Below are 23,795 nucleotides of genomic sequence, written 5' to 3'. Positions count from 1 at the left end.
TGCTCTCTTGGGTACGGGATGCATTCTACGGATTCGAGCGATCGAGTCAACACTATTTTTATTTTTTTAAATCGTTTGACTAGAATTTGTGCGAAAGACGTTAGATTGATTAGTTTTAATACAAAAACTTGCTCAAATACACTTGTTTATCATGAAACTTTGGCTACTCCCCTACCAGAGATACCAGAGAATCAGCTCACATCAACCGTTCATAATCAGGTTATTCGTTGTATCGGATAAGCAACACTAAGAAAAACAGGATCTAAGTCACATTTATTTTTTGTACGCCAATAGCTATTAATTTCTAACGGGCACAAAAAAGCAGGCATTGGGTGCCTGCTCAGTATAAATACTTTTTATTAATGATGCTTCTCATCGAGCAAATCGTCTTTTGCTGCTGCGAGATATTGGATCATAGACCAATACGTCAGGACGGTAGCGATGTAAAGCGCCGCAAAGCCAACCCAAACCATCCATTCATCATAACGCCAAATCAACACCCACAACGCAAACATCTGTGCGAGAGTTTTAACTTTACCGACCCAAGAAACCGCGACACTGGCACGTTTACCAATTTCAGCCATCCACTCTCGTAGGGCAGAAATGATGATCTCACGAGCAATCATGGTAACAGCGGGAATTGTCACCCATATGGTGTGGTAGTGTTCTGTAATCAAAATCAACGCCGTCGCAACCAGCACTTTATCAGCTACCGGATCGATAAACGCGCCAAAACGAGATGTTTGGCCAAGCTTACGAGCCAACATACCATCTAGCCAATCGGTAAAGCCTGCTACCCAAAACACCATTGCCGAAGCAAAAGGCGCCCATGAATAAGGCAGATAAAAAACAACCACAAAAACTGGAATTAAGAACAGTCTAAGAAGAGACAGAATGTTCGGGATATTCAATCGCATTTTATTATTCTCTTACACATTGCGTGCTAATGTTGCGGGATTTTCCTTATTGTTTCAATGCTTGGAAAATAATTTCTGCTAAAGAGTGACTAATCCCCGGTACTTTGGCGATTTCTTCGACACTTGCACGTTTAAGTTCCTGTAATCCGCCCATGTATTTCAGCAAAGCCTGGCGTCGCTTCGGTCCAACACCTTCTATCCCTTCTAGCGCACTCGTGCGTCGTGTTTTGCCGCGTTTAGCCCGATGTCCTGCAATCGCATGATTATGGCTTTCGTCTCGAATATGCTGAATAAGGTGAAGCGCCGGGGCGTCACTTGGCAGATTAAACTCATGGCCATCTACCGTGATTAACGTTTCCAGCCCGGGTTTACGCGTTACTCCTTTCGCAATACCGATCAAAATTGGTCGTTTTGGCCAATCTCCCCAGTGTTGTGAAATGATTTCATGGGCACGGTTTAGCTGACCTTTACCACCATCGATGAAAATGATGTCTGGGATCTTCTCCACATCCAGTTGCTTTGAATATCGGCGATCCAATACCTGCCCCATCGCGGCATAATCATCACCACCAGTAATACCCGTAATGTTGTAACGGCGATATTCTTGTTTAACCGGACCTTCATTATTGAAAACCACACACGACGCGATTGTGCTCTCTCCCATCGTATGAGAGATATCAAAACATTCCATGCGCGTTATCGACTCCATATCCAGCACTTCACGTAGGGCGTGAAAGCGCTGATTGATGGTCATCTTATGATTAATTTTAGTGGTAATTGCCGTTAGTGCATTGGTATTCGACAGTTTGAGGTAGCGCCCTCTGACACCAGTGGGTGATGTATGAAAACGAACCTTACGTCCCGCGACTTCGGAGAGTGCTTTTTGAATCGGCTCAATATCCTCTGCCAGCTCCTGATTGAGAATAATCCGGGCGGGAATGGTACGCGCTTCGTTGTGACTCAAATAATACTGAGTTAAGAAGCTATCAAACACTTCTTGCTGACTGGTATTTTGCGGTATTTTAGGGAAGTGGCTTCGACTACCCAAAACCTTCCCCTGACGAATCATCAGAATATGGATACACGCTATTCCGCTTTCCTGAGCAAAGCCAAGTACATCCATATCGTCCATACTGTCTTCGGAAACGTACTGTTGTTCCTGAACACGGCGGATTGCCTGAATCTGATCACGAAACTTTGCCGCATCTTCAAAGCGTAGCTGCTGGCTAGCATGCTCCATTTTCTCAATTAGCATCTTAAGTACTTGCTGGTCTTTGCCTTGCAAGAATAGGCGAACAAAACCCACCAGCTCCGCATATTCGTCGTCTGAAATGATTGAGCTGACACACGGCCCTGCGCAACGCCCAATTTGATACATCAGACATGGACGAGTACGGTTTGAATAGACAGTATCTTCGCACTGGCGAACGGGAAATATCTTTTGCAGTAGATGTAACGTTTCGCGCACTGCACCGGAGTCCGGATACGGGCCAAAGTACTCGCCTTTGCGCTTTTTAGCACCTCGATGCATCGATAAGCGCGGATGTTTATGTCCGCTGATAAAGATGTAAGGATAGGATTTATCATCACGCAACAGTACGTTGTATTTCGGTAAATACTGCTTGATGTAATTGTGTTCAAGGATCAGCGCTTCGGTCTCGGTATGAGTGACCGTAACGTCGATTTTGGCAATATTGCGAACGAGTGCGCGTGTCTTTTCACTGTCGACTTTTTTACGAAAGTAACTCGAAAGGCGCTTTTGGAGGTCTTTGGCTTTTCCGACGTAAATAACAACAGCCTCGGCGTTGTACATTCTGTACACGCCGGGCTGATGAGTTACTGTCTTGAGAAAGGAAGCCGAATCAAAAGGAGGATTCACACTAAAGCGTCTCAGTGTCCAGCATTCCGTGACGAATCGCTAAGTGTGTTAACTCAACGTCGCCATTAATGTCCAATTTGCTAAACAGTCTATAGCGGTAACTGTTAACTGTTTTTGGACTCAAGTTAAGTTGTTCAGAAATATCCGTGACTTTCTGACCCTTAGTAATCATCAACATGATTTGCAATTCACGTTCAGATAAATCTTTAAACGGGTTTTCAGAGGCAGGTGAGAATTGACTCAATGCCATCTGCTGCGCGATCTCTGGAGAGATGTAACGCTGCCCACTATTTACCACACGAATCGCGTTAACCATCTCGTCTGGGCCTGCACCTTTGGTTAAATAACCAGAAGCACCCGCCTGCATTACTTTGGTTGGAAACGGATTTTCTGTATGAACGGTAAGTACGATGATTTTTACATCAGGATTCACGCGAAGAATCTTTTTAGTCGCTTCTAAGCCACCGATTCCTGGCATGTTCATGTCCATTAAAACGACGTCAGCATGATTACTGCGACACCATTTTACTGCCTCTTCACCGCTGTCAGCTTCTCCTGCTACGTTCATTCCACGGACGTCTTCAATAATACGTCGTATCCCTGTGCGAACCAGCTCGTGATCATCTACAAGGAAAACATTTATCAAACTTGTATCTCCACACTTTCTATTGGTTCTGCACCCACATGATGTTCTATGTGGATATCAGTATGACGCCTAATACTAACGTATTTGACGAAAAATTGCTTTCTATGAATATGTGCTCAAACGCAAACTTTAGCAAGAACTTATTCATAAACCACTCTGTTATTTCAGAGCGTACTGCGCAGAACCGAAATATAATTGAAGATAATTAACAACATTAATCGTAATAAATCAAGCAACTAGATTTTATATTGCCCAACGCAACTCAATATCAGGGCCAAATGGTCAATCTATAAACGAGATACCATGCTCTCAGGTCAGAGCCGAAGTGCCATCATGCAGGAATGTCATCGTTTGAATTCACCGCTATTCTTAGCAACAGAACATTTTTAGCATACAGACTCGATGCCTGAACTGATTCGGCGACAAAACCAGCAACAGCCATCACTACGCGTTTCCTTCTTATCTCTTAGTGCTAGAATATCCGGCTTAAATTATCGATAAGGTTTTTCTCACTTGAACATCCAGCAAGGCTTCCTACTCACTCGTCAGGCGCGAGATATCCAAGGTCAGACTCAGATAGAGCTATGGGTATCAACCGAAGCTGGACCAACTCAGTTGCTGATTCATGGCGAAAAGCCAGTGTTCTTTATTGCTCAATCTGACTTAGAGCAAGCGAGAGAGCTCGCCCAATCAAACAAAATTCACGTCGAATTTCGTTTGTTAGAGATTAAAACGTTCGAGCTTACCCCTCTTGTGGCTTGTTATACACGACTTACTCGAGACGCCATGTCGTTACAAGGTCACTTTACACATCACGACATTATCACGTACGAAGGCGACATTCGGCTTGCTGACCGCTATTTGATGGAGCGCTTCATCAGAGGTGGCATCGAATTTACAGGTAACCAGCAAACTTACAACAGATACCAACGCATTCAACATGCAAAATGCCGTTCTGGCGACTATGAGCCGAAGCTGCAAGTTGTCTCTTTAGATATCGAGTGTTCGGAAAAAGGCATTCTCTACTCTATTGGTCTGGACAGTCCAATGGACTCGCGCGTCATTATGATAGGCGATCCTGAACCTGCAGATACCCCAATCGAGTGGGTACAAAACGAGAAAGCCTTACTGGATGCTTTAGTCGCTTGGTTTAAGCAGTTTGACCCTGATGTGGTGGTCGGCTGGAATGTCATTGACTTCGATTTCCGCTTACTACACAAAAGAGCGGAATGGCACAACATGAAGCTCAAGTTAGGCAGAGCGGATCAAGCGAGTTTCTTCCGCAGTTCCTCACAAAGCCAACAGGGGTTCATTTCTATTCCCGGCCGCGTGGTGATGGACGGTATCGACACGCTAAAAACCGCGGCATACCACTTTCGCTCCTGGTCTCTGGAATCCGTTTCTCAGGAATTACTCGGTGAAGGCAAAGAGATCCACAACGTGCATGATCGTATGGATGAGATCAATCGCATGTATCGCTCTGATAAGCCTTCGTTAGCAAAGTATAATCTTCAGGATTGTGTGCTGGTAAATAAGATCTTCGATCACACTCACCTGCTCGCTTTCGCGATTGAACGATCACGATTAACAGGCGTAGAGCTGGATCGAGTCGGTGGCTCGGTCGCTGCATTTACTAATCTCTATCTGCCGCAAATTCACCGCGCGGGTTATGTAGCGCCAAATTTACACCCAGAAAACTGGATAGCCAGTCCCGGCGGATACGTAATGGATTCAATTCCGAACCTTTACGACTCCGTTTTAGTGCTGGATTTTAAAAGCCTGTACCCGTCCATCATTCGTTCCTTCTTGATAGATCCGATGGGGCTTGTTGAAGGGCTACAACTTGAGATCGGCAAACAAGACAATCAAGCGGTACCCGGATTTCGTGGTGGCCAATTCCATCGCACAAAACACTTTTTGCCCGAGATGATTGAAAAGCTCTGGGCAGCACGTGACGTTGCCAAAAAGAACAATGAAAAAGCCTTTTCTCAGGCGATTAAGATCATCATGAACTCATTTTATGGCGTATTAGGCTCCTCCGGTTGCCGATTTTTTGATACCCGACTGGCATCCAGTATCACCATGCGCGGACACGAGATCATGAAGCAGACCAAAGTGCTGATTGAAGAACAAGGTTATCAGGTCATTTATGGGGATACGGACTCCACCTTTGTGTCATTAAACCGCACCTACAGTCAGGCAGAGGCCGATAAAGTCGGCAATCAATTAGTCGACCACATTAACAACTGGTGGCAGGAGCATCTTCGTTCTGAATACAATCTCACTTCAATGCTAGAAATCGAATACGAGACCCACTATCGTAAATTTTTGATGCCTACCATCCGCGGGGCGGAAACTGGCTCAAAGAAGCGGTACGCAGGATTAATTGGTGAAGGTGCAAACGAGCGGATTATTTTCAAAGGACTAGAAAGCGCACGCACAGACTGGACACCGCTGGCGCAAAGATTCCAAAACACACTTTATGGCATGATCTTCCATGGTGAAGATCCAAGTGACTATGTGCGCGAAGTGGTTGAGAAAACCAATAACGGCGAATTCGATGACCAATTGATTTATCAGAAGCGACTGCGCCGTAAACTGCACGAATACCAAAAGAACATTCCGCCCCAAGTGCGTGCCGCTCGAATGGCAGACGAAATCAATGCCAAGCTTGGTCGACCATTACAGTACCAAAACCGAGGTCGAATTGAGTATGTGATTACCGTTAATGGGCCAGAGCCACATGAATACCGCAGTAGCTTAATTGACTATCAACACTATATCGATAAGCAGTTGAAGCCCGTCGCTGATGCCATTCTACCTTTTATCGGCACTGATTTTGAAACGCTGTCCGCGCCGCAGATGGGCTTGTTTTAACAACCGGCTTTAGCTAACCGATGCGAAACTCTGTTTTTTGATACTGCTTGACCAGCCAGTTGCCAAAACTATCTAAAAGCCCTATCACCGAGCGTTTTGGGATAGCCCGTCCCGCAAGCAATATACCCAGACGTTCGATCTCCAAGTGCATTTCTGGATGGTAGGTCAAAAATACCTGACCACACTCCACAGGCTCGTCAAACCAGCGTTTATCGCGGTACATAATCAGAGAATACGACGCCCGCAACAACTTTTTGGCTATTACCGATTGAGCTTGAATTTGCTCTTCAATACTTTTTGCCTGCGCAATTTTCGCACGATAGACAGAGAGCCACTCTTCCACATCCATGTTCCAATGTTTAGCAATCTCCCAGCTTGGAACATAATCGCCAAAGCAGTCCGCTAAATCATCACCATAAATACAGACACAGCAATGTTTAAGCATAAAGCCCCAGGTGAAAATACTGTCGAGGTTCGCCACATCACTAACCAGTGCGGTTCGGACTAAAACGCCGTTTACTTGCGGGTAGCCTTGCTGTGCACGCCACTTGATCGTGTTCAATAACGTGGCTCGGTTAGACTCAAATGCCACTTTAGTTACAACCACTAAATCGAGGTTCGACTTACCAGCCACCGCCGTTTTACGCGCAACACTGCCATAGACATACACACTATGTAAGTTTTGCCCTAGCCCACTTTTAAGGCACGTAAGAACTTCTCTGATCAGAGGTTCGAATTCGGTTTGAAAAGGTTGTTTTGAGTCGATAACAGGAAGAGACATTGAAAGTAACGCGATCTAAAGCTTAAGATTCAAGAACATTATGATCTACCAGCACTGAATTTGGATCAAGCTTAATAACGCGTTTATTCATGAGAGATGAAGCCAATTTCAGCGATGAATTTTGATGCCAGCAAGACAACTTAACGCTATAATCATCAAGTTTTGCGTAATAAGTATCAATAGGAAAATACAATGCCAAAGGCAAGTGAAATCAAGAAAGGCTTCGCAATCGAGTCTAATGGTAAAACTCTTCTAGTTAAAGACATCGAAGTGACGACTCCAGGCGGTCGTGGCGGCGCGAAAATCTACAAGATGCGTTGTACAGATCTAACAACAGGTGCACGTGTAGACGAGCGTTACAAGTCTGATGATGTTGTTGAAACGGTAGAAATGAACAAGCGTGCCGTTGTGTACTCATACGCAGATGGCGATGAACACATCTTCATGGATAACGAAGACTACTCACAATACACATTTAAAGAAAGTGACGTAGCTGATGAGATGCTATTCATTAACGAAGACACACAAGGTATTCACGTTATCTTGGTAGACGGTTCAGCGGTTGGCCTTGAACTGCCATCTTCTGTTGAGCTAGTGATTGAAGAAACTGACCCTTCAATCAAAGGTGCGTCAGCTTCTGCACGTACTAAACCTGCCCGCTTTGCTTCTGGTCTTACTGTTCAAGTTCCAGAATACATCGCAACGGGTGACCGAGTGGTGATTAACACTGCAGAACGCAAATACATGAGCCGAGCATAAGCATGTCTGATTTGATTTCTTACGACGACGTTATCGACGCTGCGTACGACATTTTTCTTGAAATGGCTCCAGATAACCTTGAGCCAGCTGATGTCATTCTGTTTACTGCACAGTTTGAAGATCGTGGTGCCGCAGAACTTGTCGAAACCGGTGAAGACTGGGTTGAACATGTAGGCTTCGAGATCGACAAAGAAGTGTATGCAGAAGTGCGTATCGGCCTGGTGAACGAGGAAAATGACGTACTTGATGACGTATTTGCTCGTATGCTAATCAGCCGAGACCCAGACCATAAGTTCTGTCATATGCTTTGGAAGCGCGACTAACGCTTCCCCTATCATGAATAAAAACACCAGCTTTATGCTGGTGTTTTTTTATCTAACTTCTTATCTACCAGAGAAGCTTCCATCTCTCGATGTTCAGATAAGAAAAAGGCTTGCCAATGGGCAAGCCTTTCTGATTTTTTAATAACGCTTAACGATGTTTGTTACGTACGCCTTGCTCACCCGCACTTTTCTTTGTCTTACGACGAGCAGGATTATTGCTGCGGCCTTTCGGCGTATTTACACGTTCTTCGTGGCGCTTAACTGCACGACGAATTTTTTGGCTACGTGCACGTTCACGCTTACGTGAAGTGTTATCTTTGTTCAGATCAAGCATGGTTTCTTTCTCTGGACGAAGTTCTACTAGCTCACGCAGGTAGTTTACTTCTTTCAGATCAAGTTCCATCCAACCGCCGCGTGGCAGTTTCTTGTCCAGGAAGATATCACCGTAACGAACACGTTTCAGGCGGCTTACCGTACAATCTTGAGATTCCCATAGACGACGGACTTCTCGGTTACGACCTTCGTTGATTACTACATAGAAGGTGTGGTTCATGCCTTCACCACCAGCGTAAACAACGTCTTCAAAGCGAGCCATACCGTCTTCCAGCTCTACGCCTTTTACTAGATTACGAACTTTTTGTTCAGTTACTTCACCGAACACACGTACTAGATATTCACGCTCAACCTGGCGACTTGGGTGCATTAGGCGGTTTGCCAATTCACCATCCGTAGTGAAAAGCAACAGACCTGATGTGTTCGCGTCCAGACGACCTACCGAAATCCAACGCGAGCCACGAATCTTTGGCAGGCGATCAAAAACAGTACGGCGACCTTCCGGATCATGACGAGTACACAGTTCACCTTCAGGCTTGTAGTACGCTAGTACACGACAGATCACTTCTTCTTGTATCTTCGCAGATACAATGTGACCATCGATACGAACCACGCTGTTCTCATCTTCAAGTCTTTCACCAAGCTTAGCAACATTACCGTTCACGCTTACGCGACCAGATTTAATTAACGATTCAATCTCACGACGAGAACCGTGACCAGCACGTGCTAATACTTTTTGTAACTTTTCGCTCATTTATCTACCTATGTGTCGTCTTCACAGACGTCTAGACCAGGATTGGTCTGTATTATGCAATTACCCATCTTCACGGGATTTTTTCAGTCGGTCATTATACGTAACTTTCTGGTTTAATGTAAGAGAAATCCTCTCTATTCTCCGCCTTCTGCTTGTAACCTGATTGAACTCCGATATACCACTTTTTTCCTACTAGGCATCAATATTCTGGCGAAGAACCGTACTAATTTAGAACTCTCTCGCCCGCTGCGTTCCAACTTCAGCTGATAAAATTATCACGGTTGTTACAACAACAACTTACTGACTTGCCCGCTAAGATAATCAGATAAAAAGGACAATGAAATGTCAAACACAGCGCTTACTCTCAATTGGATATTTGGCACCTGCGACGATGACAATATGACTGGTACCAAAGGCACAGACACAACCGATATCTTCTTCGGTTTTGGCGGTAAAGATAATTTCGTCGGATTCGACGGGAACGATTATGTTTTCGGTGGCTGGGGTGAAGACAGCTTGTTCGGCGGGCGGGGAAACGACTTCATCTCTGGTGGCTTCGGTAATGATTATCTGTCTGGTGGTTTAGGAAATGACTCGCTGTACGGCGGATTCGGAGACGACATCATTTTCGATTATTCAGGCAACAATTTTATTAGTGGCGGTTGGGGCAATGACACCATTGTTATCGGTGATGGTGAGTCCGTATTAAGTGGTGGCTTTGGCGCAGATTCATTCGTGTTCACCAACAGAATGGCGATTGGTGTTCCTGATCAACCTGTTTCTTCTAATGAAATCGAAGTGAGAGCAGAAGTACTGGATTTCAGTATTTTCTCGGATAAGTTGGTTTTCGACTTTGGAAGAGATACTAACGGGGATGGGATTCGCGATACGTTTCTTGACTCAGCAGAAGATCTTGACCTTTCATACAATGAGTGTGGCTGGGCGGTATTCTCCAGCGATGAGTACAATGTTGAAGTGACACTTAATGGCGTCACATCGAGTTACATCGATTATGCGGATCACAAAGGCATCGATCTTTTCGAGTTCGCTTAAAGAATGTACTTCGTTTTCGAATCGATACGCCAGATACAAAAAAGGAGGCATCTCAGCCTCCTTTATCACATCAAGCTAGCACCACACTTATTCAAATGGCGCAGGGTCACCCGATCCAAGACGAACCACGACAGGGTCACCTTCACTAAAGTCGATAACCGTTGACGGTTGTTCACCCAAATAACCGCCGTTAAGTATTACGTCAACCGCATGTTCTAACTTGTCACGGATATCTTCTGGATCAGATTCAGCTACGTCACTGTTAGGTAAAATCAACGACGTAGACATCAATGGCTCACCCAATGCTTCCAAAAGATCAAGCGCGATTTGGTTATCAGGAACACGGATACCTATAGTTTTACGCTTTGCATTCATTAAACGACGAGGCACTTCTTTTGTACCTTTGAAGATGAATGTGTAAGGCCCCGGTGTATTGTTTTTCAGTAATCGAAATGCGCCGTTGTCTACGCGTGCGTACAGCGAAATCTCGGATAAATCTCTACATAACAACGTGAAGTTGTGCTTATCGTCCAAGCGACGAATTTGACAGATACGTTCTAACGCCTGTTTGTTTTCCAGTTGACAGCCAAGTGCGTAACCCGAATCGGTTGGGTAAACCACGACACCGCCGTTACGAATGATTGCTACTGCTTGATTAATCAAGCGAGCCTGTGGGTTTTCTGGATGAACGTAAAAAAACTGGCTCATTGTAATTCCTCATTATCGAGCCTCTCGGCTCTATATCCTTATGGAGCGTGGACTTCGTTGCGATCCAACGAAGGGTCAATGCCCCAATCTTTCCAAACTGGTTCTACGCCTGACGGCAACCAGAGGTTTCGACCCAACTCCATCCAAGGAGACGGATAGTGAAAGTCGCTACCTTGGGACGCTAATAGTTTGTATTGTATAGCATAATCCGCCAGATTGCGTCTTTCTTGTTGTGCTTGTTGTGGCTGAGCGACTTCCATCGCGTCACCATTTGCTTCCGCGAATGCCGCAAGAAGACGCTTAATCCACTTTGCTGTCAACTGATATCTACCCGGATGAGCTAACACCGCGTGGCCACCAGCAGCGTGAATAGCATCTATCGCATCTTTCATCGAACACCAATTCGGCGGCACATAACCAGGGTTGTTACGCGTAAGGAACTTTTTGAACACCATTTGCATGTTTTTAGCGAAGCCATTGTCCACCAACCATTTCGCGAAATGGGCACGTGTAATTGGCGCATCACCTGCAATCTGCTGTACCTCTTCCAGAACGCCTTCACGAGTTGCTTTTTGCAGACGCGATGCGATCAGCTCTGAACGAGTGATTCGATGCTGTTTTTGTTGTTCAATAAGTGTCTTCAATGCTGGATTATCAGGGTCAATATTCAGACCCACGATATGGATATCTTTATTTTGCCAAACGGTTGAGATTTCGATGCCGTTAATAATTTTGATCGGCAACTGATTATCTTCTACATACTGTTTCGCTGGCACTAAACCGTCAACGGTATCATGGTCTGTAATCGCCAAAACTTCGATATCAAAACTCAGTGCCCTATCCACTAAATCTTTCGGTTCCAGTCGGCCATCAGAAGCTGTGGTATGGCTATGTAAATCAATTCTCATATTTTTATCGTTTTAATGCTGTTTTGGGGTTGACTTTTTATCTCCGCACTAGTTAACTAGTACACAAATACAGAACACTTCATTCAAGGCTCACTATGTTACAAGAATTGAACCAAAACCAAAAAGCGAAAGTTGCAGTTTGTCTGAATAAGACAAGCTCGACAGATATTGCTTGGTGGCGCACTTGGACAAGTTCTTGGTGGGCGGACGTGTACTTCTAGTATAGAAATTCAAACGTTATTAAGCCCGCTGCCAAAGCGGGCTTTTTATTTTGTCGCCCTTTTACGTTCAACTGCTCAAACATTAATCGGATATCATAAACTCTTGATTGGGACTGCGCCTGGTTTATGCCACTATGTTCAGCAGGAAGATTAAAATAGCTATAAGGAGGTCTTGTGAACAAGGCCATTGAAATAAAGAATCTTGGACAACTGGAAGTGTTATCTGCTTCTGTTCCTTACACTCAAGACCCAACCCGCTTGTTTCACACTCTGTGTGAAAATAAGACGGATAGCTTACTTCTGGAATCTGCGGAAATTGATTCGAAACAGGACCTGAAGTCACTTTTGATCGTTGACTCTGCGGTTCGCATCGTTTGTTTTGACCATACCGTCACCATGCAGGCATTAACAGACAATGGTAAAAACTTGCTTGCTCATCTCAATAAGAACGTACGTAGTGACGTCACTTCTCAATTTGATGGTGAGACTTTCACACTTGAATTTTCCCAGCCATGCGACACTCTGGATGAAGACTCTCGCTTACGTGAAGCTTCTTCATTCGATGCACTGCGCTTAGTTCAACACAGTTTTGATCTAGAAGATAAAGATAAGCACGCGATTTTCCTCGGTGGTTTATTCGCTTACGACTTAGTGGCAAGCTTCGAACCTTTAGGCCATGCAGATGCAACCAATCAATGTCCAGATTACGTTTTTTACGTCGCTGAGACCCTGCTTGTAGTTGACCATCAGACTGAGTCTTGCCACCTGCAAGCCACGCTGTTTGTCGATGATTCACAACGAGCAACATTAGAAACTCGTATTGCAGAGATCAGTGCACAGTGTAGCGCGCCTAAGCATCTGCCTAGTGCGGCCAAACTGACCGATGTGACAGCTCAACCAAGCATCTCGGATGAAGACTTCTGCCAGATTGTCAGTGATTTAAAAGAGTACGTAGTGAAAGGGGATATTTTCCAGGTTGTTCCTTCACGCCGTTTCACGCTTCCTTGCCCTTCCCCACTAGCGGCATACAAAGAGCTGAAGAAGAGTAACCCGAGCCCATACATGTTCTACATGCAAGACGAGCTATTCACGCTGTTTGGTGCCTCTCCGGAAAGCGCATTGAAATACGAAACCGACACTAACCAGGTTGAGATATACCCAATCGCCGGTACTCGCCGTCGTGGCAAACGCCCGAATGGAGAAATCGATTTCGATCTCGACAGCCGTATCGAACTTGAACTGCGTACCGACATGAAAGAGAACGCCGAACACATGATGCTAGTTGACCTGGCACGTAACGACGTAGCACGTATCTCTCAGGCAGGCACTCGCCACGTGGCTGACTTACTCAAAGTCGACCGTTACAGCCACGTCATGCACTTAGTATCTCGTGTGGTTGGCCAGTTACGTGAAGATCTAGACGCATTGCACGCTTATCAGGCCAGCATGAATATGGGCACCCTAACCGGCGCACCAAAAATTCGCGCGATGCAGTTGATTCGTGACGTGGAAGGGGTACGCCGCGGAAGCTATGGCGGTGCAGTTGGCTACCTAACCGGAGAAGGCACGCTAGATACTTGTATCGTGATTCGCTCTGCCTATGTTGAAAACGGTATTGCCCAAGTACAAGCAGGCGCAGGGGTGGTTTTCGATTCAGATCCACAAGCGGAAGCGGACGAAACCCGCGGTAAGGCACAAGCCGTTATTTCTGCTATTCAAGCAGCACACAAGGAGTAGCAGAGCATGGCTAACATTGTATTTATCGATAACTTTGACTCTTTTACCTATAACTTGGTTGATCAATTTCGTTCGCTTGGTCATTCCGTGACTATTTACCGTAATAACATTGCTGCCGAAAACATAGAGCATGCGGTCAATGAACTAGAGAACCCGGTGGTACTTCTGTCTCCAGGTCCGGGCGCTCCTTCTGAAGCGGGCTCAATGCCAGACTTAATTCAGCGCATGAAAGGCAAAGTACCAATGATCGGCATCTGCCTAGGTCACCAAGCCATCGTTGAAGCCTACGGCGGTACTGTTGCCGGAGCGGGTGAAATCATTCACGGAAAAGTGTCGATGATGGAGCATGACAATCACGCCACTTACGCCAATTTGCCATCACCACTGGCTATTGCTCGTTATCATTCACTGGTCGCGACCAATGTTCCAGAAACGCTAACCATTACGGCTGAAGTTGACGGTTTAACCATGTCTGTGGTCCACGAACAGGACAAAGTTTGCGGATTTCAGTTCCATCCGGAATCCATTATGACCACGTACGGTGCCACCCTGCTGGCAAATGCTATCGAATGGGCCCTTGAGAAAAACAACGCATAAGGACTTAGGGAGAGAAATTATGGAAGCTATCAACAAACTATACGATCAACAGTCTCTTACTCAAGAAGAAAGCCAGCAATTGTTCGATACCATTATCCGAGGTGAACTCGATCCAATTTTGATGGCATCGGCGTTAACGGCGCTAAAAATTAAAGGGGAAACTCCTGACGAGATTGCTGGAGCGGCAAAAGCCCTGCTTGCCAACGCAAAACCGTTCCCGCGCCCAGATTATGACTTTGCCGATATCGTCGGTACAGGCGGTGATGGTCACGATACCATCAATATTTCTACTACAGCGGCCTTTGTTGCGGCGGCATGTGGTCTAAAAGTCGCCAAACACGGTAACCGTAGTGTATCGAGTAAATCCGGTTCTTCTGATTTACTCGACTCTTTCGGCATCAACCTTGCCATGAGCCCAGAAGAAACACGCCAAGCTATGGATGAGATCGGCGTTGCATTTCTGTTTGCCCCTCAATACCACGGCGGTGTGCGTCATGCGATGCCTGTGCGTCAAACGATGAAAACACGTACGATCTTCAATATTCTTGGCCCATTGATTAACCCAGCGCACCCTAATATTGAATTAATGGGCGTTTACAGCGAAGAACTAGTTCGTCCTATCGCGGAAACCATGCTACAAATGGGTATGAAGCGCGCAGCAGTGGTACACGGTAGTGGTTTGGATGAAGTTGCTATTCATGGACCAACCACAGTGGCAGAGATTAAAGATGGTCAAATTGTTGAGTACACACTGACGCCAGAAGACTTCGGCTTAGAGACACACCCGCTAGAAGCAATCAAAGGTGGTGCTCCTGAAGAGAATAAAGCAATCATCACCAATATTCTCACAGGAAAAGGAACCGATGCTCAGCTGGGCGCTGTCGCTGCGAACGTTGCATTGCTCATGCGTCTGTTCGGTCACGAAGATTTAAAAGCCAATGCGCAGCAAGCGATTGAGGCAATGAATTCAGGCAAGGCTTACCAGTTAGTTCAGCAACTTGCCGCACACGCTTAAGGACATAATCAAGATGACGGATTTCAACACTCAAAAAGCTGACAACCTTTCTGAGCACGTGTCAAAAAAAGAAGCAGAAATGGCGGAAGTACTCGCTAAGATTGTTCGCGACAAAACTACCTGGGTCGCAGAACGCAAAGCTTCTCAGCATTTGAGTACTTTTCAATCCGAATTAGAACCTTCAGATCGTAGCTTCTACGATGCGCTCAGCAATGATAAAACCGTATTTATTACTGAGTGTAAAAAAGCCTCACCTTCTAAAGGGCTCATCAGAGATGACTTCGACCTAGACTACATTGCATCGGTCTACAACAATCATGCCGATGCCATTTCCGTTTTAACCGACGAGAAATACTTTCAGGGCAACTTCGACTTTATTCCGCAAGTGCGCAATCAGGTCACTCAGCCGGTGATTTGTAAAGATTTCATGGTGGATACCTACCAAGTTTACCTGGCACGTCATTATGGTGCGGATGCTATTTTGTTGATGCTATCTGTGCTCAATGATGAAGAGTACAAAGCGTTAGCTGAAGTCGCTCACAGCCTGAACATGGGTATTCTGACAGAAGTCAGCAACGAAGAAGAACTGCACCGTGCGGTTGACTTAGGCGCACGTGTTATCGGCATCAACAACCGTAACTTACGTGACTTGAGTACCGACTTAAACCGCACCAAAGAGCTGGCACCGTTGATTCGAAAACTCGCACCAGAAGCGACCGTTATTTCAGAATCAGGGATATACACCCACCAGCAAGTCCGCGATTTAGCGGCTTATGCGGACGGATTCCTGATTGGCAGCTCGCTTATGTCTGAAGACAATCTGGAGCTCGCGGTTCGCAAGGTGACATTGGGTGAAAATAAGGTTTGTGGCTTGACCCATCCTGACGATGCAGCAAAAGCGTATAAAGCAGGAGCCGTATTTGGCGGTCTGATTTTTGTGGAACAGTCTAAGCGAGCGGTGGATTTAGAAACGGCTCGGCTGACGATGAGTGGCGCGCCACTTCAATACGTAGGTGTGTTCCAAAATCATGAGATTGATTTTGTGGCTTCGATAGTCACATCGCTTGGCTTGAAAGCAGTGCAATTGCATGGCGCAGAAGATCAAAACTACGTCAACCAGTTAAAAGCTGAACTTCCTGCTGGCGTTGAAATTTGGAAAGCGTATGGCGTCAAAGAGAGCGCGCCAACTTTGCTTGCGGAAAACGTTGATCGCCATTTATTGGATGCGCAGGTCGGGAATCAATCTGGTGGTACCGGACAAGTTTTCGACTGGTCTCTTATCGGCGACCCAAGTCAAATCATGTTAGCAGGTGGACTGTCGCCTGAGAATGCTCAACAAGCGGCGTCATTAGGTTGCTTGGGATTAGATTTAAACTCTGGCGTAGAAAGCGCGCCAGGTAAAAAAGATGCACAGAAGTTGCAGGCCGCGTTTAACGCAATTCGCAACTACTAAAATTATTCGTAGCAAAAAAATTACGAGAAGGACTATCACGATGGCAAAACTGAATGCCTACTTTGGCGAATATGGCGGTCAGTACGTTCCGCAAATCCTCGTTCCTGCATTGGAGCAACTTGAGCAAGCGTTTATTGACGCACAGGAAGATCCAGAGTTCCGCAGCGAATTCATGACACTTCTTCAGGAATATGCAGGTCGCCCTACGGCGCTAACGCTTACTCGCAACTTAACTAAAGGTACAAAGACCAAACTGTACTTAAAGCGTGAAGACTTACTCCACGGCGGCGCACACAAAACTAACCAGGTGCTAGGTCAGGCTCTACTGGCTAAGCGCATGGGCAAAACAGAAATCATCGCTGAAACTGGTGCGGGTCAACACGGTGTCGCTACAGCACTAGCGTGTGCACTACTTGGCCTGAAATGTCGTGTGTATATGGGTGCCAAAGATGTTGAGCGTCAAAGCCCGAACGTATTCCGTATGAAACTGATGGGTGCGGAAGTGATTCCGGTACACTCAGGCTCTTCCACGCTAAAAGATGCGTGTAACGAAGCACTACGTGATTGGTCTGCGACTTACGAAGACGCGCACTACCTACTAGGTACGGCAGCGGGCCCTCACCCGTTCCCAACTATCGTTCGCGAGTTCCAGCGTATGATTGGTGAAGAAACCAAGAACCAGATTCTGGCTCGTGAAGGACGTCTTCCAGATGCAGTTATCGCTTGTGTTGGCGGTGGCTCTAACGCCATTGGTATGTTTGCTGATTTTATCGAAGAAGAAAGTGTTCGCCTTATTGGTGTCGAACCTGCAGGTAAAGGTATCGATACCGACCAACACGGTGCGCCGCTGAAACACGGTAAGACAGGCATTTATTTCGGTATGAAAGCGCCAATCATGCAAGATGAAAACGGACAGATCGAAGAGTCCTACTCCGTTTCTGCTGGTCTAGATTTTCCATCTGTCGGGCCTCAGCACGCTTACTTGAATTCCATTGGCCGCGCGGAATACGCCAATGTAACCGATGATGAAGCCTTGGATGCTTTCCAGGAAATTGCGCGTAGTGAAGGTATCATTGCGGCACTTGAATCGTCTCACGCACTTGCACACGCGTTGCGTATGGCTCGCGAAAATCCAGAAAAAGAGCAGCTTTTAGTCGTCAACTTATCCGGTCGTGGTGACAAAGACATCTTCACCGTAAACGCCATCCTAGAAGAAAAAGGAGTGATCTAATGAGTCGTTATGAGAAGATGTTTGCTCGCCTGAATGAAAAGAACCAAGGCGCGTTTGTACCGTTCGTAACGGTAGGTGATCCCAATGCAGAACAATCATACAAAATTATGGAAACCCTTGTTGAATCGGGTGCTGACGCACTTGAGCTGGGCATTCCGTTTTCTGACCCACTAGCAGATGGCCCGACAATTCAGGGAGCAAATAAACGTGCACTAGAGTCTGGCGCAACACCAAGTATCTGCTTTGAGCAAATCGGCAAGATTCGCGCCCAATACCCAGATCTACCAATCGGGCTATTGATGTATGCGAACTTGGTTTACTCTCGTGGTATTGAAAACTTTTACGAACACTGTGCCAAAGCCGGTATCGACTCTGTTCTGATTGCCGATGTACCAACCAATGAAAGCGCGGAGTTCGTCGCAGCAGCTGAGAAGTTCGGCATTCATCCGATCTTTATTGCGCCGCCAACAGCCAGCGATGAAACCCTGGAACAAGTGGCAGAGCTAAGTGGCGGTTATACCTACCTGCTTTCTCGAGCGGGTGTGACAGGGACAGAAACGAAGGCAAATATGCCTGTTGGACAGTTGTTAGAGAGACTGAACCAATTCGATGCTCCACCGGCGTTACTTGGCTTCGGTATCTCTGAGCCAGAACAAGTGAAACAGGCAATAGAGGCCGGTGCCGCTGGCGCTATCTCAGGTTCAGCCGTGGTTAAAATCATTGAGACGCACGCAGAGCAGCCACAGATTATGCTGGACAAGCTTGGTGAGTTTGTTTCGGCCATGAAGGCCGCTACTCAAAAATAAGCCCTCTTCTTGATGTAAATAAACGCCCGCTGATAACTATAAGCGGGCGTTTTTTTGTTTGGCGGATAAACGACTCGAATCTCTATTTGAGCCACTTACTTTTCATATCAACCGTTTCTCAAACCAACCACTTCCCAAACAAATGATGCGCACTCAAATAGAGACCCATCACAAATTCAGATTATTACCCTCTCCCGAGACAAGCGCCTTGAGTTCATCGAATTATAAAATGTTAAAATAGCTCAGTTAACAGTGCTGCATTAAGGTACCGACATGGAAGAGTTAAAAAAGTTGTTGCTTCAATGCCCCGTGCTATCTGGATTACCTGAAGAGGGAATCAATGACGCGGTACAAATTGCAAGAACCCGGCATTTCGACGAAAAAGCGCTTATCTGTAACAAAGGAGACAAGCATTCATCTCTGATGGTGATTGCTAAAGGAGCAGTAAGAGTCAACTCGATAAGTACAAAAGGCAAAGAAGTCACGTTAATGATTTTTGATGCGGGCGGCTGGTTCGGAGACAATGTTTTCTCACCCGGTATGCCGCGCATATTCGGAGCAACGGCTCATTCAGACGTGACACTCCTGGAGCTACAAGGTGATAAGTTCCGTCAATTGCTGGCTAAGTACCCGCAAAGTTACCCAGTCATTCTGGATCTGATGAGTCGAAGGCTGTGGTCGGCAATATCCGTTATAGAAGACGATGCAATACGAGGCATTGAAGAGCGTATTGGTCGCCGGTTACTTTTACTCGCGACTTATCAAACCAATCGGGCAATCAGTGCAGAGCCATGTATGGTTCGTGTAACTAGAGAACACATCGCGAATATGATGGGGCTAACAAGACAAAGCGTACACAAAGTCTTAAAAAAAATGGAAAGCGAGGGAATACTCTCTCTGAGCTACGGGAGCATCACTATTCCCAATCCTCTGGAGATGGAAGAATATCTCAAACAACTTGAATAACCCATGCCCCTGCATCATCCCCTGTATCAGAAAATAAAAAGTATCAGAAAACAAAAAAAGCCAGCTAATCACTAGCTGGCTTGCATTTCATCATTTGTCTAAGCGACTTTAAGTTCGGATTTCAATTCGCGTTTCAAAATCTTACCCGTTGCACTCATCGGAAGCTGGTCTCGAATCTCGACAAAGCGAGGGTATTTAAATGCCGCTAAGTGTTCACGTCCCCAAGCCTGAAGGTCAGCCGCTTCAAGATCCTGATCAGGCTTAAGCACTACGTAAGCTTTGATTTCCTCTCCGTATTCTTGATGAGGAATACCAATCACTGCGACCATCGCAACAGCAGGGTGCGTCATGAACACTTCTTCAATTTCACGTGGGTAAACGTTAAAGCCACCACGAATAATCAAATCTTTGATTCGATCCACGATGTACAAGTTACCTGCTTCATCAAAACGGCCTACGTCACCCGTGTGGAACCAACCGTTTTTCAGTACTGACTCTGTTACTTCTGGGCGACCCAAGTAGCCTTTCATCACATTGTGACCGCGTACGATGATTTCACCCTCTTCACCCACAGGGACTTGATTCCCCTCTAGGTCGACAAGCTTAACCTCCACACCTTGGATAGGTTGACCAACCGAACCAGGAATTCGCTCTTGATCTAAATGGTTAAAGCAGGCGATTGGACTCGTTTCAGATAAACCGTAGCCTTCCAGAATTGGCACGTTGAACTTCTCTTCAAACGCACGGAACACTTCCGTTGGTAACGATGAACCACCACTTGCCGCCACGCGCAGCGACGAAATATCGTAATCCGCATCCGCATGAAGCATACCGATGTACATTGTTGGTACACCAGCAAAAATGGTCACTTTATGTTTTTCGATCAATTCAAGAACATGAGAAGGCTCGAATCGAGGAACAAGAACCAAAGTTGCACCGCTCAAGACACTGGCGTTCAAGTGCACGGTTTGGCCAAATGTGTGGAACAGAGGCAAAGTCACCAGGTGCACATCGTCACCTTGCGCAGCCATGATGTTTTGCCCAACAATCGCGTTCATCACGATGTTTTGTTGCGTTAGTTCCGCACCTTTCGGCATTCCCGTCGTACCAGAGGTATACAATACAACACAGGTGTCATCGGCATTACGAGGCACGTAATCAGATAGCGGTTCAACATCACGAATGAAAGCGTTAAGAGTTGGTACACCACCCCACTCTAAATCAGCCTGCGACTGGGTCATGACAATCATGTTTTCACAGGTTTCAACTTCCTTGAAGGCTTTCACACCTTCTCTGGCCATTGGTAACTCTGGTGTACCTTCAAAACAGAAGAAAAACTTAGCGTTTGAGTCTTCCAGGTGATATTTGATTTCTCTCGCTTTCAACAACACGTTGAGTGGTACGGCAACGGCGCCCGCTTTCTGAACAGCGAAATAAATAAACGCAAAGAAAGGCAGATTAGGACACGACAACGCGACTCGGTCACCCGGTTTGACACCACTATTGATCAAAGACGTCGCAATTTTGCCCGCGATCGCATCAAATTGAGAATAAGAAATTTCCAAGTCACCGCATATCAACGCTGTCTTATCAGGCTTACTGGCAGCATTTCGCTGCAGCGCAGCAGCAAGATTCATCATAATGACTCCACCTCTAGATTATTGGCATTCACGTTGTTCTTAAGGATTCAACAACAAAAAGTTAACGATAGAGTGGCTTTTTACGGTTATTGCATCTTCAACCCACCACTTGTTAACATTATATTTACAAGACTTAACATCCCAAGAATGTAAAATATTTAACATTTATAACCGTGAAATCACTAAAGTGTGAGCTTGCGTCCTAATTATTGTCATAAATATCAGGCAATAAATTCGCCCTCCCCCAACCCAAAAACAGCAAACAAGTTGTTAACAAATATTTCATCCTCAATCGCTAACCTCATTAACCAAATTAATGTAACAACCAGTAATGCATTTGATAAACAAATAGCAAACGTTTGCTTTTGAGCAAAAAGTTAGCATTCGTCAATGAAATATCGATTTTTTCATCAATAACCCTGTTTAGCATATTGCCAATTGTGAATGATAAGTGTAAAAAGCGAGGGCGAAATTATTCTCCGTTTATTTATATGTGAACAGTGTGTAATTTTAGGATTTTACATTTTATTAGCACAGAGGTTATGGAAGTGTTAAAAGAAAAGAGTTTGCTAAACAACATTGGCGTGCAAGTCGTCATTGCAATGATCGTGGGTACAGCCGCTGGTGCTCTAATGGGTCACGACGCTACGGTCTTCGCGCCACTTGGTGCTATCTTTATCAACCTAATCAAAATGCTAGTAATCCCATTGGTTGCTGTCGCTTTGATTTCTGGTGCTGCTGGTCTTGGAAATAGCCAGTCTGCAGGTAAAGTTGGCTTAGTAACACTAGGTTACTTTGGTCTAACATCTGCTCTTGCAGTAGCACTTGCTCTATTTATGGGTGAAGTATTCCAACCGGGCATCGGCATCGACGTTTCTGGCGTTGAAGGCATGTTCTCAGCTGAATACGCTTCTAAAGGTGAGCTGCCAACTTTCTGGGCTACCATCACTGGTATGATCCCAACCAACGTTTTCCAGTCACTGAATGATGCGAACATCCTACAGATCCTAGTATTCTGTATGTTCTTTGGTATTGCGATTTCTCAACAAACTAAAGAACGCCGTGATCCTATCATCAACGGTGTTAACTGCATTGTTGACGCGATGGTTTGGATGATCAATAAGGTGATGATCATTGCTCCTATCGGTGTATTTGGCCTGATGGCTGAAGCAGTAGGTACGTTTGGTTTCGGCGCACTGATGGTTGTATTCAAACTGTTCGTTGTGTACACAGCCGCTATCCTAATTTTTGGTTTCGTTGTCTACCCTGCGATGGTTCATATCTTCACTAAGACCTCTGCGAAGAAATTCATCTCTTCAATGAAGAAACCACAAGCAGTTGCACTATCAACAGCATCTTCAATGGCGACACTGCCAGTAACGATGGATACTTGTGAAAAAGACCTAGGCGTTAGAAACTCTACCGCTTCGTTCGTTCTGCCTCTTGGCGCAACGATCAACATGTCTGGTAACGCGATTTACTACGGCTTGGTAGCAATCTTCTTTGCTCAGCTATTTAACATCGACCTAGGCATGGGCGCTTACATCGCGATCATCGTAACGTCTACTCTTGGTGCAGTTGGTCAGGCTGGTGTACCGGGTCCATCATTCTTGGTTGTTGCGGTTCTACTAGCAGCTGGTATTCCAATTGAAGGTCTGCCACTACTATTCGCTCTTGACCGTATCTTCGATATGATTCGTACTGCTCTGAACATCACGGGCGATGCAGCATGTGCTGTTATTGTTGATGCACTTGTAGAAGAAGAAGTACAAGCAAATAAAGAAGTTGAGCTGAGTAAGCAAGAAGCTTAATTTTCCGTAATTCAACTTTTAAGAAGCCGCTCAAATTGAGCGGCTTTTTTTATCCAACTTTTGCATTAGGTAACCATACAAACAGAAACTGGTAGCATAAATTATTTATCATGATATAACGCACCTATAAAACAAAAAATATCAGTGCTAGGTTGTCTCATGAGTCTAAAGTTGTCTTTAGACCTGATCTCCAATACAGATTGGTCTATTCAAAAAAATCAAATAGTTGTACATGAAATCATTCATCGTACGGCGTTCTGCCACCCGCTACTAAGCTTATGTTTTCCTAACCGTGGCATCGCGGGCTGTGCCCGTATTTTCATCAAAGCGTGGCGTGAGAAATCTCAAACTTTCTTGTTAGAATTCAGTGGGAAGTATTG

The 23,795-nt window shown here is 45.6% G+C and carries 21 protein-coding genes and 1 other annotated feature; of the genes, 13 read left to right on the top strand and 8 right to left on the bottom strand.

The window, feature by feature from the left end:
• Positions 1-359 precede the first annotated feature (359 nt).
• Genes pgsA through uvrY form a run of 3 tightly spaced genes read right to left on the bottom strand, consistent with a single transcriptional unit; the run spans position 360 to position 3,442 of the window.
• Positions 360-917, bottom strand: coding sequence for a CDP-diacylglycerol--glycerol-3-phosphate 3-phosphatidyltransferase (gene pgsA / locus V1U08_RS17630; RefSeq protein ID WP_014232394.1), 558 nt, complete (start codon positions 915-917; stop codon positions 360-362).
• Positions 918-963: 46 nt separating this feature from the next.
• Positions 964-2,796, bottom strand: coding sequence for an excinuclease ABC subunit UvrC (gene uvrC, locus V1U08_RS17625; RefSeq protein ID WP_014232395.1), 1,833 nt, complete (start codon positions 2,794-2,796; stop codon positions 964-966).
• 1 nt (position 2,797) lies between these two features.
• Complete coding sequence (gene uvrY / locus V1U08_RS17620) at positions 2,798-3,442, bottom strand: UvrY/SirA/GacA family response regulator transcription factor (protein WP_014232396.1); 645 nt, start codon at positions 3,440-3,442, stop codon at positions 2,798-2,800.
• Between the two features lie 513 nt (positions 3,443-3,955).
• Here uvrY and V1U08_RS17615 point away from each other — a divergent pair.
• On the top strand, positions 3,956-6,319 hold the full coding sequence (locus V1U08_RS17615; protein ID WP_330471117.1) for a DNA polymerase II: 2,364 nt from the start codon (positions 3,956-3,958) through the stop codon (positions 6,317-6,319).
• A 13-nt stretch (positions 6,320-6,332) separates the two neighbouring features.
• On the opposite strand, the gene V1U08_RS17610 is transcribed toward V1U08_RS17615, so the two are convergent.
• Positions 6,333-7,100 carry a nucleotidyltransferase domain-containing protein gene (locus V1U08_RS17610; protein ID WP_330471116.1) on the bottom strand — a complete coding sequence of 256 codons (768 nt, stop codon included), beginning with the start codon at positions 7,098-7,100 and terminating at the stop codon, positions 6,333-6,335.
• A gap of 192 nt (positions 7,101-7,292) precedes the next feature.
• On the opposite strand from V1U08_RS17610, the gene efpL reads away from it, so the two are divergent.
• Both efpL and V1U08_RS17600 read left to right on the top strand, forming a co-directional pair.
• The gene (efpL, locus tag V1U08_RS17605) at positions 7,293-7,859 is read left to right on the top strand and encodes an elongation factor P-like protein EfpL (RefSeq protein ID WP_014232399.1); all 567 of its coding nucleotides are present in this window, start codon (positions 7,293-7,295) and stop codon (positions 7,857-7,859) included.
• Positions 7,860-7,861: 2 nt separating this feature from the next.
• On the top strand, positions 7,862-8,182 hold the full coding sequence (locus V1U08_RS17600; protein ID WP_014232400.1) for an HI1450 family dsDNA-mimic protein: 321 nt from the start codon (positions 7,862-7,864) through the stop codon (positions 8,180-8,182).
• A 148-nt stretch (positions 8,183-8,330) separates the two neighbouring features.
• Here V1U08_RS17600 and rluB read toward each other — a convergent pair whose 3' ends face one another.
• Positions 8,331-9,269 (bottom strand): 23S rRNA pseudouridine(2605) synthase RluB, encoded by a 939-nt coding sequence (gene rluB, locus V1U08_RS17595; RefSeq protein WP_014232401.1) that lies wholly within the window; start codon positions 9,267-9,269, stop codon positions 8,331-8,333.
• Between the two features lie 342 nt (positions 9,270-9,611).
• On the opposite strand from rluB, the gene V1U08_RS17590 reads away from it, so the two are divergent.
• Entirely contained in the window at positions 9,612-10,322 is a 711-nt protein-coding gene (locus V1U08_RS17590) for a calcium-binding protein (protein WP_243974135.1), read from the top strand.
• A gap of 87 nt (positions 10,323-10,409) precedes the next feature.
• Here V1U08_RS17590 and V1U08_RS17585 read toward each other — a convergent pair whose 3' ends face one another.
• Positions 10,410-11,030, bottom strand: coding sequence for an L-threonylcarbamoyladenylate synthase (locus V1U08_RS17585; RefSeq protein ID WP_014232403.1), 621 nt, complete (start codon positions 11,028-11,030; stop codon positions 10,410-10,412).
• 38 nt (positions 11,031-11,068) lie between these two features.
• On the bottom strand, positions 11,069-11,938 hold the full coding sequence (gene rnm, locus V1U08_RS17580) for an RNase RNM (protein ID WP_243974136.1): 870 nt from the start codon (positions 11,936-11,938) through the stop codon (positions 11,069-11,071).
• A gap of 95 nt (positions 11,939-12,033) precedes the next feature.
• Here rnm and V1U08_RS17575 point away from each other — a divergent pair, with 95 nt between their 5' ends.
• The 8 genes from V1U08_RS17575 to V1U08_RS17540 all read left to right on the top strand — a co-directional run bounded on the left by V1U08_RS17575 (position 12,034) and on the right by V1U08_RS17540 (position 19,964).
• Entirely contained in the window at positions 12,034-12,159 is a 126-nt protein-coding gene (locus tag V1U08_RS17575) for a Trp operon leader peptide (protein ID WP_317589313.1), read from the top strand.
• Positions 12,106-12,209, top strand: a sequence feature (Trp leader region). Its footprint overlaps the gene before it by 54 nt.
• Before the next feature lie 124 nt (positions 12,210-12,333).
• A complete protein-coding gene (locus V1U08_RS17570; protein ID WP_330471115.1) occupies positions 12,334-13,896 on the top strand; it encodes an anthranilate synthase component 1 in 1,563 nt (520 codons plus the stop codon).
• 6 nt (positions 13,897-13,902) lie between these two features.
• On the top strand, positions 13,903-14,493 hold the full coding sequence (locus V1U08_RS17565; protein WP_330471114.1) for an aminodeoxychorismate/anthranilate synthase component II: 591 nt from the start codon (positions 13,903-13,905) through the stop codon (positions 14,491-14,493).
• A gap of 19 nt (positions 14,494-14,512) precedes the next feature.
• Positions 14,513-15,508 (top strand): anthranilate phosphoribosyltransferase, encoded by a 996-nt coding sequence (gene trpD, locus V1U08_RS17560; protein WP_330471113.1) that lies wholly within the window; start codon positions 14,513-14,515, stop codon positions 15,506-15,508.
• Between the two features lie 13 nt (positions 15,509-15,521).
• Entirely contained in the window at positions 15,522-16,961 is a 1,440-nt protein-coding gene (gene trpCF, locus V1U08_RS17555) for a bifunctional indole-3-glycerol-phosphate synthase TrpC/phosphoribosylanthranilate isomerase TrpF (RefSeq protein ID WP_330471112.1), read from the top strand.
• Between the two features lie 40 nt (positions 16,962-17,001).
• On the top strand, positions 17,002-18,192 hold the full coding sequence (gene trpB, locus V1U08_RS17550; RefSeq protein WP_330471111.1) for a tryptophan synthase subunit beta: 1,191 nt from the start codon (positions 17,002-17,004) through the stop codon (positions 18,190-18,192).
• Positions 18,192-18,998 (top strand): tryptophan synthase subunit alpha, encoded by an 807-nt coding sequence (gene trpA, locus V1U08_RS17545; RefSeq protein ID WP_014232411.1) that lies wholly within the window; start codon positions 18,192-18,194, stop codon positions 18,996-18,998. The genes trpB and trpA overlap by 1 nt, the downstream gene beginning before the upstream one ends.
• A 273-nt stretch (positions 18,999-19,271) precedes the next feature.
• Entirely contained in the window at positions 19,272-19,964 is a 693-nt protein-coding gene (locus tag V1U08_RS17540) for a Crp/Fnr family transcriptional regulator (RefSeq protein WP_014232412.1), read from the top strand.
• Between the two features lie 98 nt (positions 19,965-20,062).
• Here the strand turns inward: V1U08_RS17540 and V1U08_RS17535 are convergent, their stop codons facing one another.
• A complete protein-coding gene (locus tag V1U08_RS17535) occupies positions 20,063-21,604 on the bottom strand; it encodes a long-chain-fatty-acid--CoA ligase (protein WP_330471110.1) in 1,542 nt (513 codons plus the stop codon).
• A 542-nt stretch (positions 21,605-22,146) separates the two neighbouring features.
• On the opposite strand from V1U08_RS17535, the gene V1U08_RS17530 reads away from it, so the two are divergent.
• Positions 22,147-23,415: a dicarboxylate/amino acid:cation symporter gene (locus V1U08_RS17530; RefSeq protein ID WP_014232414.1), complete on the top strand. Its 1,269-nt coding sequence runs from the start codon at positions 22,147-22,149 to the stop codon at positions 23,413-23,415.
• The last annotated feature ends 380 nt before the right edge of the window (positions 23,416-23,795 follow it).

This window comes from Vibrio sp. YYF0003 (assembly GCF_036350715.1).
In the GTDB taxonomy this organism is placed as follows: Bacteria; Pseudomonadota; Gammaproteobacteria; order Enterobacterales; family Vibrionaceae; genus Vibrio; species Vibrio natriegens.
This window is presented reverse-complemented; position numbering and strand designations above follow the sequence as displayed.

Coding starts and splice junctions, on each gene's coding strand:
- trpB (WP_330471111.1), top strand. CDS start 17,002: ATGGCAAAACTGAATGCCTACTTTGGCGAATATGGCGGTCAGTACGTT.
- V1U08_RS17575 (WP_317589313.1), top strand. CDS start 12,034: ATGTTACAAGAATTGAACCAAAACCAAAAAGCGAAAGTTGCAGTTTGT.
- V1U08_RS17565 (WP_330471114.1), top strand. CDS start 13,903: ATGGCTAACATTGTATTTATCGATAACTTTGACTCTTTTACCTATAAC.
- V1U08_RS17530 (WP_014232414.1), top strand. CDS start 22,147: ATGGAAGTGTTAAAAGAAAAGAGTTTGCTAAACAACATTGGCGTGCAA.
- V1U08_RS17610 (WP_330471116.1), bottom strand. CDS start 7,100: ATGTCTCTTCCTGTTATCGACTCAAAACAACCTTTTCAAACCGAATTC.
- trpA (WP_014232411.1), top strand. CDS start 18,192: ATGAGTCGTTATGAGAAGATGTTTGCTCGCCTGAATGAAAAGAACCAA.
- trpCF (WP_330471112.1), top strand. CDS start 15,522: ATGACGGATTTCAACACTCAAAAAGCTGACAACCTTTCTGAGCACGTG.
- efpL (WP_014232399.1), top strand. CDS start 7,293: ATGCCAAAGGCAAGTGAAATCAAGAAAGGCTTCGCAATCGAGTCTAAT.
- V1U08_RS17600 (WP_014232400.1), top strand. CDS start 7,862: ATGTCTGATTTGATTTCTTACGACGACGTTATCGACGCTGCGTACGAC.
- trpD (WP_330471113.1), top strand. CDS start 14,513: ATGGAAGCTATCAACAAACTATACGATCAACAGTCTCTTACTCAAGAA.
- V1U08_RS17535 (WP_330471110.1), bottom strand. CDS start 21,604: ATGATGAATCTTGCTGCTGCGCTGCAGCGAAATGCTGCCAGTAAGCCT.
- rnm (WP_243974136.1), bottom strand. CDS start 11,938: ATGAGAATTGATTTACATAGCCATACCACAGCTTCTGATGGCCGACTG.
- rluB (WP_014232401.1), bottom strand. CDS start 9,269: ATGAGCGAAAAGTTACAAAAAGTATTAGCACGTGCTGGTCACGGTTCT.
- V1U08_RS17585 (WP_014232403.1), bottom strand. CDS start 11,030: ATGAGCCAGTTTTTTTACGTTCATCCAGAAAACCCACAGGCTCGCTTG.
- V1U08_RS17540 (WP_014232412.1), top strand. CDS start 19,272: ATGGAAGAGTTAAAAAAGTTGTTGCTTCAATGCCCCGTGCTATCTGGA.
- pgsA (WP_014232394.1), bottom strand. CDS start 917: ATGCGATTGAATATCCCGAACATTCTGTCTCTTCTTAGACTGTTCTTA.
- V1U08_RS17590 (WP_243974135.1), top strand. CDS start 9,612: ATGTCAAACACAGCGCTTACTCTCAATTGGATATTTGGCACCTGCGAC.